Below are 17,426 nucleotides of genomic sequence, written 5' to 3' on the forward strand. Positions count from 1 at the left end.
TCGGGAACGAGAACGGAGTCGGCCTGGGGGCTCGGGCGGCCCCCCGCTTCCGCGATCAGTTGCCCGACGTGGGTCTGGGTTCCGCGTCGTCCTCCGTGTCGCCGGCGTCCGTCTCCGTCGCGCCGTCCAGCGCCGCGTCGAGCCCGTCGACGGGGCCGTCGGGCGTCTCGACGTCGCCGAGGCCGAGTCGGTACGCGCTCCCGTCGACGCCGTCGCGCAGGCTGGTGCGGCCGCGGTGAACGCTCACGGCATCGTCGAGGTGGAGCTTCACCGCTTCGAGGAGCGCCTCGGCTTCGAGCGGCTGTCCCCGCTCTTTCAGCGCCGCGACCGAGGCGTCGTCGGGCACGTCGAACGCTCGCTGGGTGATGATCGGCCCCTGGTCGAGGTCGGTCGTCACGTAGTGGGCCGTGACGCCGGCGATCCGGACGCCCGCCTCCCGCGCCTGTCGGTACGCCGCTGCCCCGGGGAACGACGGGAGCAGGGAGGGGTGGACGTTGATGATCCGGTCCTCGTACCGGAAAACGACGTTCGGCGAGAGGATCCGGATGTACCGCGCGAGGACGACGAGGTCCGTGTCGTACTCGTCGAGGAGTCGGAGAAGCTCGGCCTCGTCGGGCGAGCCCTTCTCGTCACCGACGTCGTGGAACGGGACGCCGTGTTCGTCCGCGAGCGGCCGGAGGTCGTCGTGGTTGCCGATGACGACCGAGATATCCGCGTCCAATTCGCCGGCGGTCCGCGCCTCGAACAGCGCTTCGAGACAGTGTGACTCCCGCGTGACGAGCACCGCGATGCGTTTCGTCTCGCGGTCGGCGGGGAACCGGACCTGCACGTCGACGTCCATCCGCTCGCCGAGTTCCGCCAGCGCGTCGCGCAGGGTCGCCTCCGTACAGACCATCCCGGAGGTGTCGGCGTGGAGCGTCATCCGGAAGACGCCGTCGCGGACCGCCTGGTCGATGTCCTCGATGTTGATTCCGCGCTCGAACAGCAGGTTGGTGACTTTCGCGACGATTCCGGTCTTGTCTCCTCCGATGACCGTGATTTCGGTGTATTCACGCGTCATACGGTCACCTCTGGCCGTTCGAGACCGAACATATCCGCGATGAACCGGTGCGTACCTAAACCGCTTCCGCTTCTCGGAAGGCCCGCTTCGGGGAGCGACTGTCGCGTCGGCGGGCCACCGAGACGAGTCCGTTCGAGTTCGGGGTGGTATACTCGAACGTGCATATCGGCACGACTCCAAAACGGCTTTTGCGCATGACCGCGCACCCCCACTCGATGACTGCCTACACCGCGACGGTCACCGTCCGCCTCAAGCGTGGCGTGCTCGATCCGGAGGCCGAGACGACGAAACGCGCGCTCGAACGCCTCGGGTTCGAGCTCGACGCCCTCCGTTCGGCCGACCGGTTCGAGATCGACCTCGACGCCGACTCGACCGACGCCGCCGCCGAACGAGCCGACGAGATGGCCGAACGACTGCTCGCCAACCCGACCATCCACGACTACGACGTGGAGGTCGCGGAGGCGGAATGACCGTCTCGTCTGCGACGGCGACGCTTAATTCCGTCACACGGAGGGTTCGGCGGTGACCGTCGCCGTCGTCCAGTTCGGCGGGTCGAACTGCGACCGCGACGCCGTCCAGGCGCTCGCACACCTCGGCATCGAGGCGCGACGCGTCTGGCACGAGGACGGGCTTCCCGACGACACCACGGGTATCGTCGTCCCCGGCGGGTTCTCCTACGGCGACTACCTCCGTGCGGGGGCGATGGCCGCCCGCGCGCCGATCATGGCCGAGGTCCGCGAGCGCGCCGCGGCGGGCGTCCCGGTGCTCGGCATCTGCAACGGCGCACAGATCGGCTGTGAGTCGGGGCTCACCGAGGGCGCGTTCACCACGAACCGGAGCGCGCGCTTTCAGTGTGAACACGTCTTCCTCCGGGTCGAACGAGCCGACACGCCGTGGACGCGGGCCTACGAGGAGGGCGAGGTCGTCGAACTCCCCATCGCCCACGGCGAGGGACGGTTCGAGATCGACGCCGAGCGGTACGAGCGACTCGACGACGAGGGGAGAGTGCTGTTCCGCTACTGCGACGCCGCGGGGAACGTGACCGATGCGGCGAACCCGAACGGGTCGACCGGCAACGTCGCGGGGATCCTCGGCGAGCGCGACACCGTCGCGGTGCTGATGCCGCATCCGGAGCGGGCGACGCTCCCGGACCTCGGTCGGACCGACGGACAGGGCGTGCTCCAGGGACTGGCCTAAAGCTCGATCCAGATTGGGTTGTCGGTGGCGATCCACCCCTCCGGGTTCCCGTCTTCGCGGATCTCGAGCCAGCCGTCCTCGTAGTGAACCGATTTGTATGCGTGTTCCGACATAGGTGTCAGATAGCGACGTCTGCTACCACCGAACCGGACGTGTGCCGACTACTTTGGTACGCGTATCGTTCCGGATCCACAAGGCGAGCTTACGGACTGAAACGACTGGTTAGGCGGGGTCGGACGATCGCGTCGCCACCGGTATGGGTAGCGTTCACACGCGCTGTCGGGGCCAGAACCAGGCTAAACCAGTGGTTTAGGGGACTCTTACCCGCCCTCAGCGGGCGAGCGGCGTCGCGTAGGCGGTCTCCTCGTCGAGCACCGCGCGCCACGTCGCCTCGCAGTCGCAGTCGACCTGCTCGAACACCGTCGGGTCCTGGCGGAGGTCGAAGTCCTTGATCGCGCGCTGGACGCGGTCGTCACAGTCGCCGCAGTTGTGCGGGCCACGCTCGGAGCCGTGCCCGACGGGGTCGGAGACGACGATGGCGTCAACGTCGGCCGTTCTCTCGAGCACCTCGGCGACCGACCAGAGCCACGGCGGGCGGTAGCCGCCCTCGAAAAAGAGCTCGTCGACCATCGTGTACCGCTGGACGTTGCAGGGGTTCATCGAGACGGTGTGGGCGTACTCCGAACACCGCCGAACCGAGGTGATCATGTCGTCGAGCGCCTCGCGCTCGGTGAGGAACGGCGGCTTCATCAGGAGGTAGGCCTTGACGCCCGCGCCCGCCGCGTCGGCCTCCTCGCTCGCGGCGACGAAGTCCTCGAAGTCGAAGTACTTGTTCACGCAGTCGTGACGGACCCGGTCGGTCGCGGTTTCGAGGCCGACAGCGACGTCGGTCTCCAGTCCGTGGTCGGTGAAGTCCGCGAGCTTCTCGCGGGCGACGAAGTCGGGGAGGGACTCGACGACGATCCGCTCGCGGTCGGCGAAGGCGTCGGCGATCGCCGCGCGCGTCTCCGCGGGCACCTCGCGCTCGTCGAGGAACGACCCCGAGGTGTAGATCTTGATCAGGGGAGAGGGGTCGTCGGCCTCCGCTTCCTCGTGGTCGAGACAGACCTCGATCTGGTCCATCAGCGCCTCGTGCGCGACGGTGCCGCCCTCGACCGACTCGGCGACGTAGCCACACATCGTACAGCCGCCGGCGCGCGCCCACCGACAGCCACCGGTGTTGAGGATGATGGTGAGCGACTGACGGACGCCGTCGGGCGTGTTGTCCTCGTCGAGCCACACTCGCGTCGGCTCGTGTGGGTCGTACTGCTCGTCCTTCTGCGACCGGATGTCGCGCATCACCTGGTTGTGTGCGTCCATCCCGCGGCCCCGCTCGTACACCTCGGGCGTCGGCTTGCTCATCGGTTTCTGTACCCGGAGCCCGGGGAAAACGGCTTCGCCTCGGCGACCGCTCGTCTCCGCCTGTTTCCGCCCGCCACCGAGGCAGTCGCCCCTCGTCGCTCCGACGACGGGCTATTTGCCGGTGCCGGGCGACGACCACCCATGCGCCTCCCTCGCCGCCGGCTCCTCGCGCTCCTCTCGACAGGGGTGGCGGGGTGCGGCGGGGCGGCTCGCGGCGGCGAGCCGAGGACGCCGGCGGGACCGGCGTCGGGTCCCGAGCCGACACGGACGGGACCATCGGTGTCGCCGCAGTCGGTCTCGGTCGGCAACACCCGACCGACGCGGCAGTTCGTCACCGTCGCGGTCGAACGGGCGGGCGAAACACGCTTCGTCGAGAGCCGCGAGCTCGTCCCCGGCGAGCGGCACACGACCGGCGACGTCCTCTCTACGGGGGGGACGTACGACGCGGTCGTCGACACCGCCGACGGGAGCCGGACGACGTACCGATGGACGGTCGTCGACGAGCTCGACGGCCTGGCGGTGACGCTCGCAGACGGGATCGACGTCGTGCGGACGGTCCGCTGCGGCCCCGACTGCGCGCTCGGCGACGGGGAGCGCCTCGACGCCCCGCTCGTCGGGGACGGAAGCGCCCGGTGGTACGCGCCGGCGCAGGTCGTCCTCGCGAACCCGGGCGCGTCGGCCGAGGCGGAGGTCACCGTCTCGCTCGACGGGCGGACGCTCGTCGACGCGCGCTACCGGGTCCCACACGAGACGCAGGTCGTCGTCCCGCTCACCTACCGGAGCGGCACCTACCGCGTCGGGGTCGAAACCGCAGCCGGGGGCGTCGTCGGCGACTGGCGCGTCCCCGAGGAGCCCTCGCGCGTCGTCGACTTCTCGACCCTCGCCGTCGGGTGCGGTCCGGGGAACACGCAACTGCGGATCGAGAACGACGACGACCGCAGCCACGCCGTCCGTGTGGCGGTCGAACGCGAGGGGACGGTCCGGTTCGCGGAGCGCTACCGTCTCGACCCGGGCGAACGCCGTGCGGTGGTGCCGGTCGCGGCGTCCGGACGGTACGAGGTCTGCCTGCGCTCCGCCGGGGGGACCGAACGGACGTGGACCTGGTGGGCCTGCCCGCCACACGGCCCCGCGACGGCCGCCGTCGACGCGACGGGGACGGCGACGTTCAGCCAGTCGGGCCTCTGACTCCCCGCGAACGGCAGTATAGCACGAACCGGAGTGCTTAGGTTCGGTCGACGACACGCTCACTCACCGTGTTCCCGCTCGGTCACGCGCTGTTCGGTTACCTGCTGTACGTCCCGTTCGCGCTGCTCACCCGCTATCGGCTCCCCTACCGCGGTACCCTCGTCGCCCTCCTCGTCGGGACCCAGTTCCCCGACGTCGTCGACAAGCCGCTCGCCTTCGTCGGGGTACTTCCCAGCGGTCGGGCCCTCGCACACTCCGTGTTCTTCGCGGCCGGCCTCTTCGCCGTGCTCTGGGTCGCCGCGCGCCGGTACGACCGTCCCCACCGTCCCCACCTCGCGGCCGCGTTCGGCTTCGGCCACGTCTCTCACCTCCTCGGCGACGCGGTGAACCCGGTCGCCGCCGGCCGGATCGGAGAGCTCACGTTCCTTCTGTGGCCAGTCTTCCCGGCCACGACATACCCCAGCGACGACATCGCACCCTGGGTGCGGATCGTCCGGTACTACGCCTCGCCGGAGCTCACTCCCGGGCTGGTGTTGATCCCGATCGCGGTGATCGTGTTCGTCGCCATCGAGATCCGCCGACGTCGGCTGCCGACGTAGCGCGGACGACCCGGGCCCCGGTGTCGATCGGGGAACGTTTCACCGCCGCGCCCGAACGCCGACCGTGTCACTCAGCCGTCGCGCTCTCCTCGGCGTTTCCGTCTCCCTGCTGGCGGGGTGTGGGTCGCGTCCGGGGTTCGGACTATCCCCACCCGGACCGTCGACACCGCGGCGTTCACCGACGGCCGGAGACGGCGCGACGACGATCGGTCGCCCCGACGACGACCCGGAGGAGTCGGTGCAGGCGGTCGGAGCCGTGACCGTGGCCAACGACGCCGACGCGGACCGCTATGTGACGGTCGTGGTCGAATCCGAGGCCGGGTCAGCCTTCGTCGAGAGCCGTTCCGTCCGTCGCGGCACCGCCGTCACGTTCGACGGCGTCGTCCCGGCGACGGGCACGTACCGCGTCGTGGTCGACACCGCCGCGGGCCCGCGCGGCACGTTCGACTGGCCGGTCACGTCCCAGCTCCCCGCCCTCCGGGCCCGGCTGACCGACGAGGTGTCGTTCTCGCGGCCCGCGGCGTGCGATCCTGACTGCGGCGGCGTCGCGCTCGGCGGGACGGCGACCGGGTACCCCGCGGGTGGGTTCGACCCACGCGGTCGGCGTGCTGGCTCCGAACTCCGCGTCCACAACGCCGACGCGGTGCCGACCGTCGTCCGGGTTCGCGTCGCCGATGGCGCGGTCTTGGACTACCGCTACCGGCTCCCACCGGCTGTGACGCTCGTCGTCCCGGTCCCACAGCGCGCCGGCGAGACCGCGGTTCGAGTCGACGTCGACGGCGGGGACACGCGCCGGTTCCGGTGGGCGATGGAGACGAACCCGGTCCGTCGGGTGACGGTCGACGGTGCCGGCTGAGTCCTCGTTCGAGCTGCCGGCCGCGGTGGCCGTGCCGACCTCAACCGAGGAACAGCCGCAACCAGCGGTTGTTCTCGACGATCGACGTGCGTTCGAGCCAGGCGTCGACGCCGAGGATGCGGCCGGCACCGAACGCGCCCAGGCCGAACAGCAGGAAGGCGTACACGAGGTGGTCGTCGACGACCCAGCCGTGTTCGAGGGGGAGCCCCGCGAGGAGGCCACCCTGGAGCGCTGCGAGCCAGTAAAAGAGCATCATCATCGCGCCCCAGAAGGCGCTCCAGCGCACGAACGCCCCGACGATGAGCGCGAGGCCGGTGAGGGTGAGCCCCCACATGTTCAACGCGTCGATGAGGGGACTCCCGGCCATCGCCCCCCAGAACCCCATCAGCGGGTTCCCCTCCGGGATGGCGTTGAGCAGGAAGCCCGACGCCGTCCAGTTGTTCGTCGGGTCGCCGTCCAGATAGGTGATGAGCTTCGTGACGCCACCCTGAAACAGCACCCACCCCATCGTCACCCGCATGAAGAACAGCGAGTAGCCGACCCAGCTCTCCGAGTAGTCGAACGCGACGTCGCGGCCGAGGATCTCGGCGTGGATCGTGTTCTGTGTGGACATACCATGGCAAGGTACGACCGGCGGCAATACGAAACCCGACCATGACATATCATGCCATTCAAATATTTCGGTGCCGCGGGCGGCCACCGAGCGATCGCGGCGACAGAGCCGTAAGCGCCGACGCTCGGCGGATCAGTTCCGCGCGAGGAGGTCGACGCGCGTGAGCGAGACGGCCACCAGGACGAGCGTCACGGCCACGAGGAGGAACACGACGCTGATGACGTTCACCTCGGGGGTGACGTTGTAGCGGATCTGGTTCCAGATGTACACCGGGAGCGTCGTGGTCGCCGAGTCCTTCACGAAGTAAGTGAAGACGAACTCGTTGAACGAGAGAGTAAAGGCCAGGAGGCCACCGGCGACGATGCCGGGGAAGACGTTCGGGAGCGTCACCCGCAGGAACGTCTGGAGTTCGTCCGCGCCGAGGTCCTTCGAGGCCTCCTCCAGCCCGCGGTCGAAGGTGAGGAACGTCGGGATGATGACGAGCGTCGCGAACGGGATCGTGCGGATCACGTGGGCGATCACCACCGCGGGGTAGCCGTTGACGACGATCAGCGGCCGGATCAGCCCGAAGAAGAGCACGAGCGCGATCCCGGTCACCACCAGCGGGACGACGATGGGGAGCGTCGCCAGGAGCTGGAGGGCGTTGCGGCCGGGGAAGACGTAGCGGTCGACCGCGTAGGCGATCAGCGTCGCCAGCACCACGGTGATGACGGTTGTCGGGACCGACACCTGCAGTGTGGTGACGATGGCGTCGATGGCCGTGTCGTTGCCGAGGAACTCGACGTACCACCGGAGGGTGAGCTCCTCGGGCGGGAACGAGAGCACGCCGCCCGCGGCGAACGACATGAACACGAGGACGGCGATGGGGACCCAGAGGAACGCGAAGACGGCGAGCATCGCGACGCGGGCGAGCGACCCGCCGTGGGTCTCGACGACGCGTTCGACCGCCGCGACGGGGCCGGACGAGCCGGGTCCGGAGGAGGTTGGCGAACTCATGACCGATCACGCTCCCCGCCGCCGAAGAGGTTCCCACCCGAGCGCGCGCCCGCGACGAGCAGGGCGACCACCACCGCCGAGATGACGATACCGATGGCGGCACCGAACGGCCAGTTGAACGCCGATTTGAACTGGTTCTCGATGACCATCCCGATCATGATGTTGTTCGTCCCGCCCAACAGCCGAGGAGTGATGAAGGACCCGAACGTGGGAATAAACACGAGGATGACGCCGGTGATGACGCCGTTCTTGGTCATCGGGAGCGTCACGGTGAAGAACGTCTTGATCGGGCCCGCACCGAGGTCCTTCGCGGCCTCGATGAGGTCGGCGTCCATGTTCGTGAGCGAGGCGTAGAAGGGGAGGACGGCGAGCGGGAGCCACACGTAGGTGAAGCCGATCATCACCGCCGGCTGGGTGTAGAGCAGTCCCACGGCCGGGAGGCCGACCAGCTGGAGCGTCGAGTCGAGCACGCCGCCGCTCTGGAGGATGTTGATCCACGCGTACATCCGGATGATGTACGAGGTCCAGAAGGGGAGGATCACGAGCAGGAGGAGAAGCGTGGTCCGCCGGGAGAAGCGGACGATGCTGTACGCGAGGGTGTAGCCGACGACGGTGACGAGCACCGTCACCTGGACCGTGACGAGGAACGTCCGCCAGACGACGGTGAGGTACGTCGCCGATCCGAGGAAGTCGGTGTAGTTCGACAGCGTCCAGGGGCCGTTGATCTGCCCCTCCTGAAACGAGATGACCAACATCGCGAGCAGCGGGAGCGCGAAGAACGCGACGAGGACGCCGTACGGCGGCCCAGCGATGGCGAACTTCTTCAGCCGTGGTCGCGTCCGGAAGAAGTCGACCAGTTCGGTCAGGCGGGTCGACGACCCGCTCGGAGTCCGCGCTTCGGTCTCGGTGCCCATCTCAGGTCGCCTCCTCGGCCCCGTCGCCGGTCGCGCCCTCGAAGAGGTGGACGTCCGCGCCGTCCCACGCGACCGTCACCTCGTCGCCGACGTCGAACTTCGAGCCGCGGACATCGGCGACGATGTCGCCCCAGCGGTCGGTCGCGACCGTGTAGACGGTGTCGGAGCCCTGGTAGCTCCGCGTGCGGACGGTTCCCGTCGCGGCGAATCCACCCTCGGCGTCGGCCCCCATCCGGACGTCGTGCGGCCGGACGCAGACGGAGACGGATTCGCCCGCGTCGAAGCCGTTCCGCCCGGGGACGAGACACTCGACGCCGCCCGTCTCGACGGTGAGGCCCTCGCCGTCCGCCGTGACGACGCTGGCTTCGACGGTGTTGACGTCGCCGATGAAGTCCGCGACGAACTGCGACGCGGGCGCTTCGTACAGCGCCTCGACGGAACCGACCTGCTCGACGAGGCCGTCGTTGAGCACCACCAGTCGATCGGAGACCGAGAGCGCGACCTCCTGGTCGTGGGTGACGTAGAGGAACGTCGTCCCCGTCTCCGCCTGGATGCGCTGGAGTTCGGTCTGCATGTGCTGGCGCAGTTTGCGGTCCAGGCTCGACAGCGGCTCGTCGAACAGCACGAGCGCGGGCTCGTTCACCAGCGCCCGGGCGAGCGCGACGCGCTGTTGTTCCCCACCCGACAGCTCCGAGGGGTCGCGCGGGCCGTAGCCTGGCAGGCGGACCATCTCGAGCATCTCCTCGGTCCGGCGTTCGCGCTCGTCCTTGGGCACGCCGCGCTGTTTGAGCCCGTACTGGATGTTCCCCGACACGGTGAGGTGCGGGAAGAGCGCGAGGTTCTGGAACACCATGTTGATGTCGCGCTCGAACGGCGGCGTGCCGACGACGTTCTCGCCGGCGAGGACGATGTCGCCCTCGGTGGGCTCTTCGAAGCCCGCGACCATCCGGAGGATGGTCGACTTCCCCGACCCGGAGGGGCCGAGGATGGAGACGAACTCGCCGTCTTCGACGTCGAACGCCGCGTCGTCGACCGCCGTGAGTGCACCGAATCGCTTCGTGAGGCCGCGTACGCTGAGAAGCGCCATGGGCCTACGCTGCCTTCACCGCGGTCCAGATCTCGTCGTATCGCGAGCGGACGTCGTCCGAGAGCGTCTCCGAGAAGACGAGGTTCCAGTCGGAGGGCCACGTCGTGAACTCGCGGTCCTGTTCGGAGAGTTCGCTCTGGATGTCGACGCCGGGTTTGTACCCCATCGTCTCGAACAGCTGGGCGGCGTTGGGCTTCTCCGAGGCCCAGTTGGTGAAGAGCAGGCTCGTAATCGGGTTCGGCGCACCCTTCGGGATGACGAAGAGGTCGGAGGTGAACATCGCTCCCTCGCTCGGCGCGGTGTAGTTCACGGGCGCACCCTCGCTGAACCGCGCCGTGTAAGTCCGGCCCATCGTCAGCGGGCCGGCGACGACGTCCTCGTTGACGAACAGCTGCATCCCCTGTTCGTAGTCGCCCCAGTACGTTCGGAGGAGGGGTTTCTGCTGTTTGAGCACCTCTTCGATCTCCCCGAAGTCAGACGGCGAGATGGGGTCCTGCCCGGTGTACATCGCCGCGATCTGACAGGAGACGGTCGAGTTGTCCCACATCATGATCTCGCCTTCGAGGGACTCGTCCCAGAGGACCCCCCACGACTCCGGCGCGGAGTCGAAGTGATCCGTGTTGTACGTCAGGGGGTAGAGCACGAGCGCCTCGGGGATGGCGTACGTCGAGCCGTCCTGCTGGTACGACGAGGCCTCCTTGATGTTCTCCGTGACGTTCTGCCACGCGGGCATGACGTCGACGGGGAGTTCGTGGAGGAAGTCGTTGTTGATCGAGCGCTCGACCCAGTTGGTCGTCGCCGCGATGTTGTCGATCTCCGTGTTACCGGCCTGCAGCCGGGAGTACCACTGGTCGGGCGACGAGAAGCCCTCGTTCGTCACCTCGACGTCGTACTCGTTGCCGAACTCCTCCATGGCCCACTCGGCCCAACTGTCGTACCAGTTCATCATGTTGAGGTTCGAGGAGAAATCCTCGGGGGGCCACTCGGTGATATCCATCGGTACCCGGTCGCCACCGCCGCCGCCTCCGCCGCCGCCGCCGAGACAGCCAGCGACGGTGCCAGCGGCCAGCGCGGCCCCGGTCGTCTTCAGTACCTCTCTTCGCCCGAACGACGGCTTCCGTGACATAGCGGTGGCGTTGGACTCCGGGTATATAGTGGTGCCTGTTAGACAGCCACGACGGAGTGTAAATAAATACCATATTAACAGATTAGTCGAACGGCGACGAATAGAACCGTGCTCTGATGTACAGCTATTGTCGTCAGTCGTCCGTCACGTCCGGCTCCGGGAGGACCTTGCCGGGGTTGAGGACCCCGTCGGGGTCCAACGCGCGCTTGAGCGCGCGCATCGCACGAACGCCGTCCGCGCCGTGTTCCTCGATCATGAACTTGCGCTTGCCCCGCCCGACCCCGTGTTCGGCCGTGGCGGTGCCGCCCATCCGAATCGCCTCGCTCACGACCGTCTCGTACGCCTCGACGCCGCGGGCCCACTCGGCCTCGTCGTCGGGGTCGGCGAAGACGTCGAAGTGGACGTTGCCGTCGCCGGCGTGCCCGAAGCAGGGGATCGGGAGGCCACACTCGTCGGAGAGGTCGTGGATCCGGTCGATCAGCTCCGGATAGCGGGAGATCGGCACCGCGACGTCGCCGGCGGCGGTCGACTGGCGGTCGGGGTAGTACGCGCGCGTCGCGTCGGCGAGTTCGCGCCGTGCCGCCCAGAGGTCGGCCTGGGCGGACTCGTCGCCGAACTCGACCGAGAGCGGGTCGTACCCCGACAGCACCGTCCGGCAGAAGTCGAGTTCCTCCTCGATGCCGTGGTTGGCGTGGAACTCGAAGAAGGCCATCGGTTTCTCGGGGAGGGAGCCGCCGAGGTAGGCGTTGACCGCCTCGGCCGACAGCCCGTCGATGAGTTCGAGCGCCGCGACGTCCACCCCCGACCGGACGACGTCGGACGCGGCGGCGGCGGCGGTGTCGAACGAGTCGAAGACGACCCGCCCGGCGCGTCGCTGTTCGGGCCGGCCCGCGAGTTTCAGCGTGGCGCGCGTCACCACGGCGAGGGTGCCCTCGCTGCCGATGAGCAGGTCGCGGAGGTTGTAGCCCGAGGAGCTCTTCGCCGCGCGCGTCCCGGGTTCGACGACGGCGCCGTCGGCGAGGACGGCCTCCAGTTCCAGCACCCAGTCGCCCACCTTGCCGTACTTGACGGTCTGTTTGCCCGCGGCGTTCGTCGCGATCATCCCGCCGATCGTGGCGATGTCGCCCGAGGTGGGCAGCGGCGGGAAGAAGAGGCCGTAGCGTTCGAGCGCCTCGTTGACCTCGCTCCCGAGCACGCCCGGTTGGACGTCGATCTGGAAGTCGTCGGGGCGGATCTCGAGCACGGAATCCATCCGCGTCATGTCGAGGCTGATGCCGCCGTGGGTGGGGACGGCGTTGCCCTCGATGCCCGTCGCGGCGGCGAACGGGGTGACGGGAACGCCGTGTTCGGTCGCCGCGGCCAGCACCGTCGAGACGTCGTCGGTGGACTCGGGCCAGACGACCACGTCGGGTTCGACCGCCTCTTCGGGGGTAGTGGCCCAGTCTCGCGAGTGGCCGTCGCGGTCGTTCGCCGCCGTCGAGTACTGGTCGTCGGGTAACACGTCGGCGAGGAACGCCGCTGGTGCCGTCGTCATCGGTCTATCGAAGGTTGTGAACGGGTGGCAAAAGAGTGTCGGGTCGATCCCGGCGGGGGTCGGAACACGAGCCGGGAGCAGCGGCGAACACGTCAGGCAACGAACGGGCGACGACAACGCTTTGTAGCCCATCCACACACCACGACCAATGACGTTCCGCGCCTACGACGACGACCTCAGACGGTTCACCGAGCAGTTCATTCGGTTCGACACCACTGACGGAAACGTCGCGCCGGCACAGGAGTGGCTCCGCTCCCGCCTCGACGACATGGGGTTCGAGACCTACCGCTGGGAGGCCGACGCCGAGCGCCTCGCCACCCATCCCTCCTTCCCCGACGATCCCGACGGGATCGCGACCGCCGATCGCCCGAGCGTCGCGGGCGTCCTGGAGTTCGGCGACCCCGAGGCGGGGCCGACGCTCGTACTGAACGGCCACGCAGACGTCGTCCCCGCCGACGAGGGCATCTGGACCGCCGAGCCGTTCGAGCCGACGTGGGACGACGCGGGCGAAGCACTCACGGCCCGCGGGGCGGTCGACATGAAGACCGCGGTCGGGGTCTGCGTCTTCGCCGCGCGGACGGTCGCCGACGCCGGGCCCGAGATCGACGGCCGGCTCGTGGTTGAGTCCGTCGCCGGTGAGGAGGAGGGCGGCATCGGGGCCGCGGCGGCGGCGCTCGACAGCCCCTATCCGTTCGAGCGCGACGCCGCCATCGTGGCCGAACCGACGGATCTCCGGCCCGTCGTCGCCACGGAGGGCTGTCTGATGAAGCGGCTCGAACTGACGGGTCGGTCGGCCCACGCCGCCCGGCGGTGGGAGGGCGTCGACGTTCTCGACCTGTTCGAGACGATCCGCGAGCGCTTTCTCGACCTCGAAGCCGAACGGGGCGCGCGGCTCTCGCACCCGCTGTACGAGCGGTTCGACAACCCCCTGCCGCTCACGATCGGGATCGTCGAGGCGGGCTCGTGGGCCTCGACCGTCGCCGCCTCGCTCGTCGCCGAGTGCCGGTTCGGCGTCGCGCCCGGCGAGTCCGTCGACGAGGCCGAGGCCGAGTACGAGGCCGCGCTCGCGGACGTCGTCGACGACGACGAGTGGCTGTCGGCGCACCCTCCCGCGTTCGAGCGCTTTTCGATCCAGTTCGAGCCCGCCGAGATCGCCCCCGACGAGCCGGTCGTCGGCGCGGTCCAGGCGGCGATGAACGGCCGGGGACTCGACGGGACCGAGCCGCTGGCCGAGACGTACGGCGCGGACAACCGCCACTACGTCGCGAGCGGGATCCCGTCGGTCGTCTTCGGCCCGGGACGGATCGAGCAGGCGCACTTCCCCGACGAGACGCTCGTCTGGGAGGACGCGCTCGTCGCCGGCGAGGTCATCGCCGACGCCGCCGGTCGGTATCTGTCGACCCCGGAGTGAGCCGCGGACGCGTCGCACGCCCGGCGGCGCGACGAGAGTGATCGTACTAGCGCTCCCGCGGCGGTCGCCGCTCGGCGCCGACCGCGGTCCCCGCCGCCGACGTGTCGGCTCCGTCGATCGGTTTCCACGGACGCCACGTCGATCGTCGTCGAACTGTCAGCCGCCTTTTCGTTCTCGACAGACCCGGGCGGTGGCGACGGATGAAACCGAATCCGGTTACGGACTGGAGGCAACATCTAACCCGACAGCGACCCAATATAACCCCGTCCATTAACTATGACAGAACTAGGCGGATTCCAAGATCACGTCGCGCGCGTCGACCTGTCGTCGGGCGACGTCGCGTACGAGGGCATCGACGACGAGGACGCGAAGAAGTATATCGGCGCGCGCGGGCTGGGCGTCAAGTACGTCTTCGACAACGGGCCGGACATCGACCCGATGAGCGAGGAGAACCTCATCGCGTTCATGAACGGGCCGCTCACGGGGACGCAGGTGACCATGAGCGGTCGGATCGCCGTCTGCACGAAATCCCCGCTCACGGGCACCGTCACCGACTCGCACCACGGCGGCTGGTCGGGCGCTCGCCTCAAGTGGGCCGGCTTCGACGGCCTGCTCTTCGAGGGGAAAGCCGACGGCCCCGTCTACGCTTACGTCGAGGACGGCGAGGTCGAACTCCGTGACGCCTCCCACCTCTGGGGCAAGGGCGTCCACGAGACCCGCGACACCATCGGCGAGGAGATCGAGGGCGAGTTCGGCAAGAACCTCTCCGCCATGATGATCGGGCAGGGCGGGGAGAACCAGGTCAAGTACGCCTGCATCGTCAACGAGGACGACCGTGCGAGCGGGAGAGGCGGCACGGGCTGTGTGATGGGGTCGAAGAACCTCAAAGCGATCGTCATCAAGTCCGGGACGAAGATGCCGAAGCCGAAGGACCCCGAGACGTTCAAGAAGGGGTTCCAGCAGGCGATGTCGGCCATCCGCGAGTCGGACGTCACCGCCCCGAACGAGGGCGGCCTCTCGGTGTACGGGACGAACGTGCTGATGAACATCTCCGAGGAGATGGACGGTCACCCGACGAAGAACGGGAAGTACACCTCGTCGCACTCGATGAACGCCGCGGAGGGGACGGACCTCGACGCCGAGCGCATCAGCGGCGAGAACGTCCGCGAGAACATCCTCGTCGACGAGCCGACCTGTCACTCCTGCCCCGTGGCCTGCAAGAAGGAGGTCGAGGTCTCGACCACGGTCAAAGGCGAGGAGATGAACGTCCGGATGGAGTCGTACGAGTACGAGTCCGCCTGGGCGCTCGGAACGAACTCCGGTAACGACGACCGCGACAAGATCGCGGTGATGATCGACCGGTGTAACGACGTCGGCGTCGACACCATCGAGGCGGGCAACATGCTTGCGATGGGCATGGAGATGACCGAGAAAGGCTACCTCGACGAGATCGGCGAGGGGATCGACTGGGGCGACGCCGACGAGATGATCGAGATGCTCGACCGCATCGCCCACCGCGACGGCCCGCTCGCCGACGCGCTCGCCGGGGGTGCCGCCGGCGCGGCCGAGGAGTTCGACGCCCACGACTGCCGGCTCGACGTCAAGAACGAGACCATCCCGGCGTACGACCCGCGCTGTATGAAGGGCATGGGCATCGCCTACGCCACCTCCAACCGGGGGGCGTGCCACCTCCGTGGCTACACGCCGGCCGCCGAGATCCTCGGCATCCCCGAGAAGGTCGACCCCTACGAGTGGGAGGGCAAGGGTGAACTCACCGCGACGTTCCAGGACCTCCACGCCATCTCGGACTCGTTCGACATCTGCAAGTTCAACGCGTTCGCCGAGGGCGTCGAGGAGTACGTGCTCCAGTACAACGGCATGACCGGCCTCGACGTGAGCGAGGACGAACTCATGCAGGCGGGCGAGCGCGTCTACAACCTCGAACGCTACTTCAACAACCTCGCCGGCTTCGACGGCTCCGACGACTCCCTGCCGGCCCGGTTCGTCGAGGGCGACGAGGCCATCCCCGGTCAGGGTGCCAGCGAGGGCGAACTCTGCGAACTCGACCAGATGAAAGAAGAGTACTACGCACACCGCGGCTGGGTCGACGGCGTCGTTCCCGACGAGAAACTCGACGAACTCGGCATCGACGTCGGTCCCGGCACCGGCGTCTCCTCGGGCAGCGGTGCGGGCACGCCCGCCGACGACTGAGCAGGCTCGACCGACCCATTTCTTTCGACGACCGATCGAGACCAGCTGTCCCTCTCGTTCGGACGATCTTCGGACAGCATCGATGAGGAGCTCAGAGGGTTTTAGCTCGCTGAGACCCTACGATCGGACACAGTGATGACGGCCAAAGAAACAGAGACCCCGCAGCTATGGCTGAGGTTTCGTGAGCGGGTGGACGCGTTCGACGCGGCCCTCACGTCACTGATGGACCGATGGAGTATCCCGGCGCTCCGAGCGGCACTCGGAATCGTGTTCGTCTGGTTCGGTGGGCTGAAAGTACTGGGTGTCTCACCGGCCGCCGACCTCGTCGCGTCGACGGTGTACGTCGTCCCCGCCGAGCTGTTCGTCCCCGTGCTCGGCGTCTGGGAGGTCCTCATCGGCCTCTGCTTACTCTACCGGCCGCTCACCCGCCTTGGTCTGCTGCTGTTAGCCCTCCAGCTCCCGGGGACGTTCCTCCCGCTCGTCTTGCTCCCCGACGTCGTCTACGTCACGTTCCCCTACGCGCTGACTGTCGAGGGTCAGTACATCATCAAGAACCTCGTGATCATCGCCGCGGCGCTCGTCATCGGCAGCACCGTTCGAGACGAGCCGTAGTCGGGGCGATCTCGGGTGGAAACGCCCGCAGTTCGACGCGGTCGCGAACGAGAGTGGAGATCCGATCACCGAACGGAGACGCGCTCTCCGTTCGACACGGCGCTCCGAACCCCGTCACGGGTCGCGTATCTCGACGCGGGCGGCTACTTGTAGTCGCGCTGAGGCACGTCCTCGACCTCGCCGCCCGCCTCCCGCCACGCCGTGAACCCGCCGTCGAGGTGGGCGACGTCGTCGTACCCCATCTCGCCGAGCGTTCGCGCGACGAGCGCCGACCGTCCGGCCTCGTTGCAGTAGACGACGTACCGATTCGAGGGGTGGAAGAACGGCTTGTAGTACTCCGTGGAGGGGTCGGCCCACCACTCGATCATCCCGCGCGGCGCGTGTTTCGCGCCGGGGATCCCGCCTTCGATCCACGCCTCGCGGATGTCGCGGACATCGAGCAGGACGGGTACGTCCTCCCCGTCCTCTCCGTCCGCGGCGGCGAGTTCCACTTGGAGTTCCGCGACCGTGATCGTCTCGACGACCTCGTCGGCCGCCTCGGCGAGGTCCCACGCCTTCCGGTCGACCGTGAACGTCGCCTCGGCATCGCTGTCTGTCATACCCTCGACAGCGGGCGCGACCGAA

At 68.4% G+C, this 17,426-nt stretch carries 17 protein-coding genes; 8 read left to right on the forward strand and 9 right to left on the reverse strand.

What is annotated here, in order from left to right; genetic code table 11:
* Positions 1-55 precede the first annotated feature (55 nt).
* Positions 56-1,060 (reverse strand): formyltetrahydrofolate deformylase, encoded by a 1,005-nt coding sequence (locus NKJ07_RS18295; RefSeq protein WP_318568219.1) that lies wholly within the window; start codon positions 1,058-1,060, stop codon positions 56-58.
* Positions 1,061-1,275: 215 nt separating this feature from the next.
* On the opposite strand from NKJ07_RS18295, the gene purS reads away from it, so the two are divergent.
* Positions 1,276-1,530 carry a phosphoribosylformylglycinamidine synthase subunit PurS gene (purS, locus tag NKJ07_RS18300; protein ID WP_318568220.1) on the forward strand — a complete coding sequence of 85 codons (255 nt, stop codon included), beginning with the start codon at positions 1,276-1,278 and terminating at the stop codon, positions 1,528-1,530.
* A 52-nt stretch (positions 1,531-1,582) separates the two neighbouring features.
* The gene (gene purQ, locus NKJ07_RS18305) at positions 1,583-2,257 is read left to right on the forward strand and encodes a phosphoribosylformylglycinamidine synthase I (protein ID WP_318568221.1); all 675 of its coding nucleotides are present in this window, start codon (positions 1,583-1,585) and stop codon (positions 2,255-2,257) included.
* A gap of 330 nt (positions 2,258-2,587) precedes the next feature.
* On the opposite strand, the gene NKJ07_RS18310 is transcribed toward purQ, so the two are convergent.
* Positions 2,588-3,658, reverse strand: coding sequence for an archaeosine biosynthesis radical SAM protein RaSEA (locus NKJ07_RS18310; protein ID WP_318568222.1), 1,071 nt, complete (start codon positions 3,656-3,658; stop codon positions 2,588-2,590).
* 141 nt (positions 3,659-3,799) lie between these two features.
* Between NKJ07_RS18310 and NKJ07_RS18315 the strand changes: the two genes are divergently transcribed.
* The 3 genes from NKJ07_RS18315 to NKJ07_RS18325 all read left to right on the forward strand — a co-directional run bounded on the left by NKJ07_RS18315 (position 3,800) and on the right by NKJ07_RS18325 (position 6,298).
* A complete protein-coding gene (locus tag NKJ07_RS18315) occupies positions 3,800-4,843 on the forward strand; it encodes an Ig-like domain-containing protein (protein WP_318568223.1) in 1,044 nt (347 codons plus the stop codon).
* Positions 4,844-4,911: 68 nt separating this feature from the next.
* Positions 4,912-5,442 (forward strand): metal-dependent hydrolase, encoded by a 531-nt coding sequence (locus tag NKJ07_RS18320; RefSeq protein WP_318568224.1) that lies wholly within the window; start codon positions 4,912-4,914, stop codon positions 5,440-5,442.
* 64 nt (positions 5,443-5,506) lie between these two features.
* Positions 5,507-6,298, forward strand: coding sequence for a hypothetical protein (locus NKJ07_RS18325; protein WP_318568225.1), 792 nt, complete (start codon positions 5,507-5,509; stop codon positions 6,296-6,298).
* 40 nt (positions 6,299-6,338) lie between these two features.
* Here NKJ07_RS18325 and NKJ07_RS18330 read toward each other — a convergent pair whose 3' ends face one another.
* From NKJ07_RS18330 to NKJ07_RS18355, 6 genes are all read right to left on the reverse strand, one after another.
* Positions 6,339-6,911: a DoxX family protein gene (locus tag NKJ07_RS18330; RefSeq protein ID WP_318568226.1), complete on the reverse strand. Its 573-nt coding sequence runs from the start codon at positions 6,909-6,911 to the stop codon at positions 6,339-6,341.
* Between the two features lie 132 nt (positions 6,912-7,043).
* Positions 7,044-7,907 (reverse strand): ABC transporter permease, encoded by an 864-nt coding sequence (locus tag NKJ07_RS18335; RefSeq protein WP_318568227.1) that lies wholly within the window; start codon positions 7,905-7,907, stop codon positions 7,044-7,046.
* Positions 7,904-8,821 (reverse strand): ABC transporter permease, encoded by a 918-nt coding sequence (locus NKJ07_RS18340; RefSeq protein ID WP_318568228.1) that lies wholly within the window; start codon positions 8,819-8,821, stop codon positions 7,904-7,906. Before NKJ07_RS18340 ends, NKJ07_RS18335 begins: the two co-directional genes overlap by 4 nt.
* 1 nt (position 8,822) lies before the next feature.
* Entirely contained in the window at positions 8,823-9,908 is a 1,086-nt protein-coding gene (locus NKJ07_RS18345) for an ABC transporter ATP-binding protein (RefSeq protein WP_318568229.1), read from the reverse strand.
* 4 nt (positions 9,909-9,912) lie between these two features.
* Positions 9,913-11,034 carry an ABC transporter substrate-binding protein gene (locus NKJ07_RS18350; protein WP_318568230.1) on the reverse strand — a complete coding sequence of 374 codons (1,122 nt, stop codon included), beginning with the start codon at positions 11,032-11,034 and terminating at the stop codon, positions 9,913-9,915.
* Positions 11,035-11,167: 133 nt separating this feature from the next.
* The gene (locus tag NKJ07_RS18355) at positions 11,168-12,568 is read right to left on the reverse strand and encodes an FAD-binding oxidoreductase (protein WP_318568231.1); all 1,401 of its coding nucleotides are present in this window, start codon (positions 12,566-12,568) and stop codon (positions 11,168-11,170) included.
* 148 nt (positions 12,569-12,716) lie between these two features.
* On the opposite strand from NKJ07_RS18355, the gene NKJ07_RS18360 reads away from it, so the two are divergent.
* The 3 genes from NKJ07_RS18360 (at position 12,717) to NKJ07_RS18370 (ending at position 16,802) form a co-directional block, all read left to right on the forward strand.
* Positions 12,717-13,979 (forward strand): M20/M25/M40 family metallo-hydrolase, encoded by a 1,263-nt coding sequence (locus NKJ07_RS18360; RefSeq protein ID WP_318568232.1) that lies wholly within the window; start codon positions 12,717-12,719, stop codon positions 13,977-13,979.
* 276 nt (positions 13,980-14,255) lie between these two features.
* Entirely contained in the window at positions 14,256-16,190 is a 1,935-nt protein-coding gene (locus tag NKJ07_RS18365) for an aldehyde ferredoxin oxidoreductase family protein (RefSeq protein ID WP_318568233.1), read from the forward strand.
* A gap of 135 nt (positions 16,191-16,325) precedes the next feature.
* Complete coding sequence (locus NKJ07_RS18370) at positions 16,326-16,802, forward strand: hypothetical protein (protein ID WP_425504686.1); 477 nt, start codon at positions 16,326-16,328, stop codon at positions 16,800-16,802.
* A 143-nt stretch (positions 16,803-16,945) separates the two neighbouring features.
* On the opposite strand, the gene NKJ07_RS18375 is transcribed toward NKJ07_RS18370, so the two are convergent.
* A complete protein-coding gene (locus NKJ07_RS18375; RefSeq protein WP_318568235.1) occupies positions 16,946-17,401 on the reverse strand; it encodes a rhodanese-like domain-containing protein in 456 nt (151 codons plus the stop codon).
* Positions 17,402-17,426: the final 25 nt, after the last annotated feature.

It is taken from the genome of Salinigranum marinum (assembly GCF_024228675.1).
Lineage (GTDB): Archaea > Halobacteriota > Halobacteria > Halobacteriales > Haloferacaceae > Salinigranum > Salinigranum marinum.

Bases quoted from the DNA above. Each gene is read 5' to 3' on its own strand.
- purS (WP_318568220.1), top strand. From the start codon at position 1,276: ATGACTGCCTACACCGCGACGGTCACCGTCCGCCTCAAGCGTGGCGTG.
- NKJ07_RS18370 (WP_425504686.1), top strand. From the start codon at position 16,326: ATGACGGCCAAAGAAACAGAGACCCCGCAGCTATGGCTGAGGTTTCGT.
- NKJ07_RS18350 (WP_318568230.1), bottom strand. From the start codon at position 11,034: ATGTCACGGAAGCCGTCGTTCGGGCGAAGAGAGGTACTGAAGACGACC.
- NKJ07_RS18355 (WP_318568231.1), bottom strand. From the start codon at position 12,568: ATGACGACGGCACCAGCGGCGTTCCTCGCCGACGTGTTACCCGACGAC.
- NKJ07_RS18295 (WP_318568219.1), bottom strand. From the start codon at position 1,060: ATGACGCGTGAATACACCGAAATCACGGTCATCGGAGGAGACAAGACC.
- NKJ07_RS18310 (WP_318568222.1), bottom strand. From the start codon at position 3,658: ATGAGCAAGCCGACGCCCGAGGTGTACGAGCGGGGCCGCGGGATGGAC.
- NKJ07_RS18360 (WP_318568232.1), top strand. From the start codon at position 12,717: ATGACGTTCCGCGCCTACGACGACGACCTCAGACGGTTCACCGAGCAG.
- NKJ07_RS18335 (WP_318568227.1), bottom strand. From the start codon at position 7,907: ATGAGTTCGCCAACCTCCTCCGGACCCGGCTCGTCCGGCCCCGTCGCG.
- NKJ07_RS18345 (WP_318568229.1), bottom strand. From the start codon at position 9,908: ATGGCGCTTCTCAGCGTACGCGGCCTCACGAAGCGATTCGGTGCACTC.
- NKJ07_RS18375 (WP_318568235.1), bottom strand. From the start codon at position 17,401: ATGACAGACAGCGATGCCGAGGCGACGTTCACGGTCGACCGGAAGGCG.
- NKJ07_RS18365 (WP_318568233.1), top strand. From the start codon at position 14,256: ATGACAGAACTAGGCGGATTCCAAGATCACGTCGCGCGCGTCGACCTG.
- NKJ07_RS18315 (WP_318568223.1), top strand. From the start codon at position 3,800: ATGCGCCTCCCTCGCCGCCGGCTCCTCGCGCTCCTCTCGACAGGGGTG.
- NKJ07_RS18340 (WP_318568228.1), bottom strand. From the start codon at position 8,821: ATGGGCACCGAGACCGAAGCGCGGACTCCGAGCGGGTCGTCGACCCGC.
- NKJ07_RS18330 (WP_318568226.1), bottom strand. From the start codon at position 6,911: ATGTCCACACAGAACACGATCCACGCCGAGATCCTCGGCCGCGACGTC.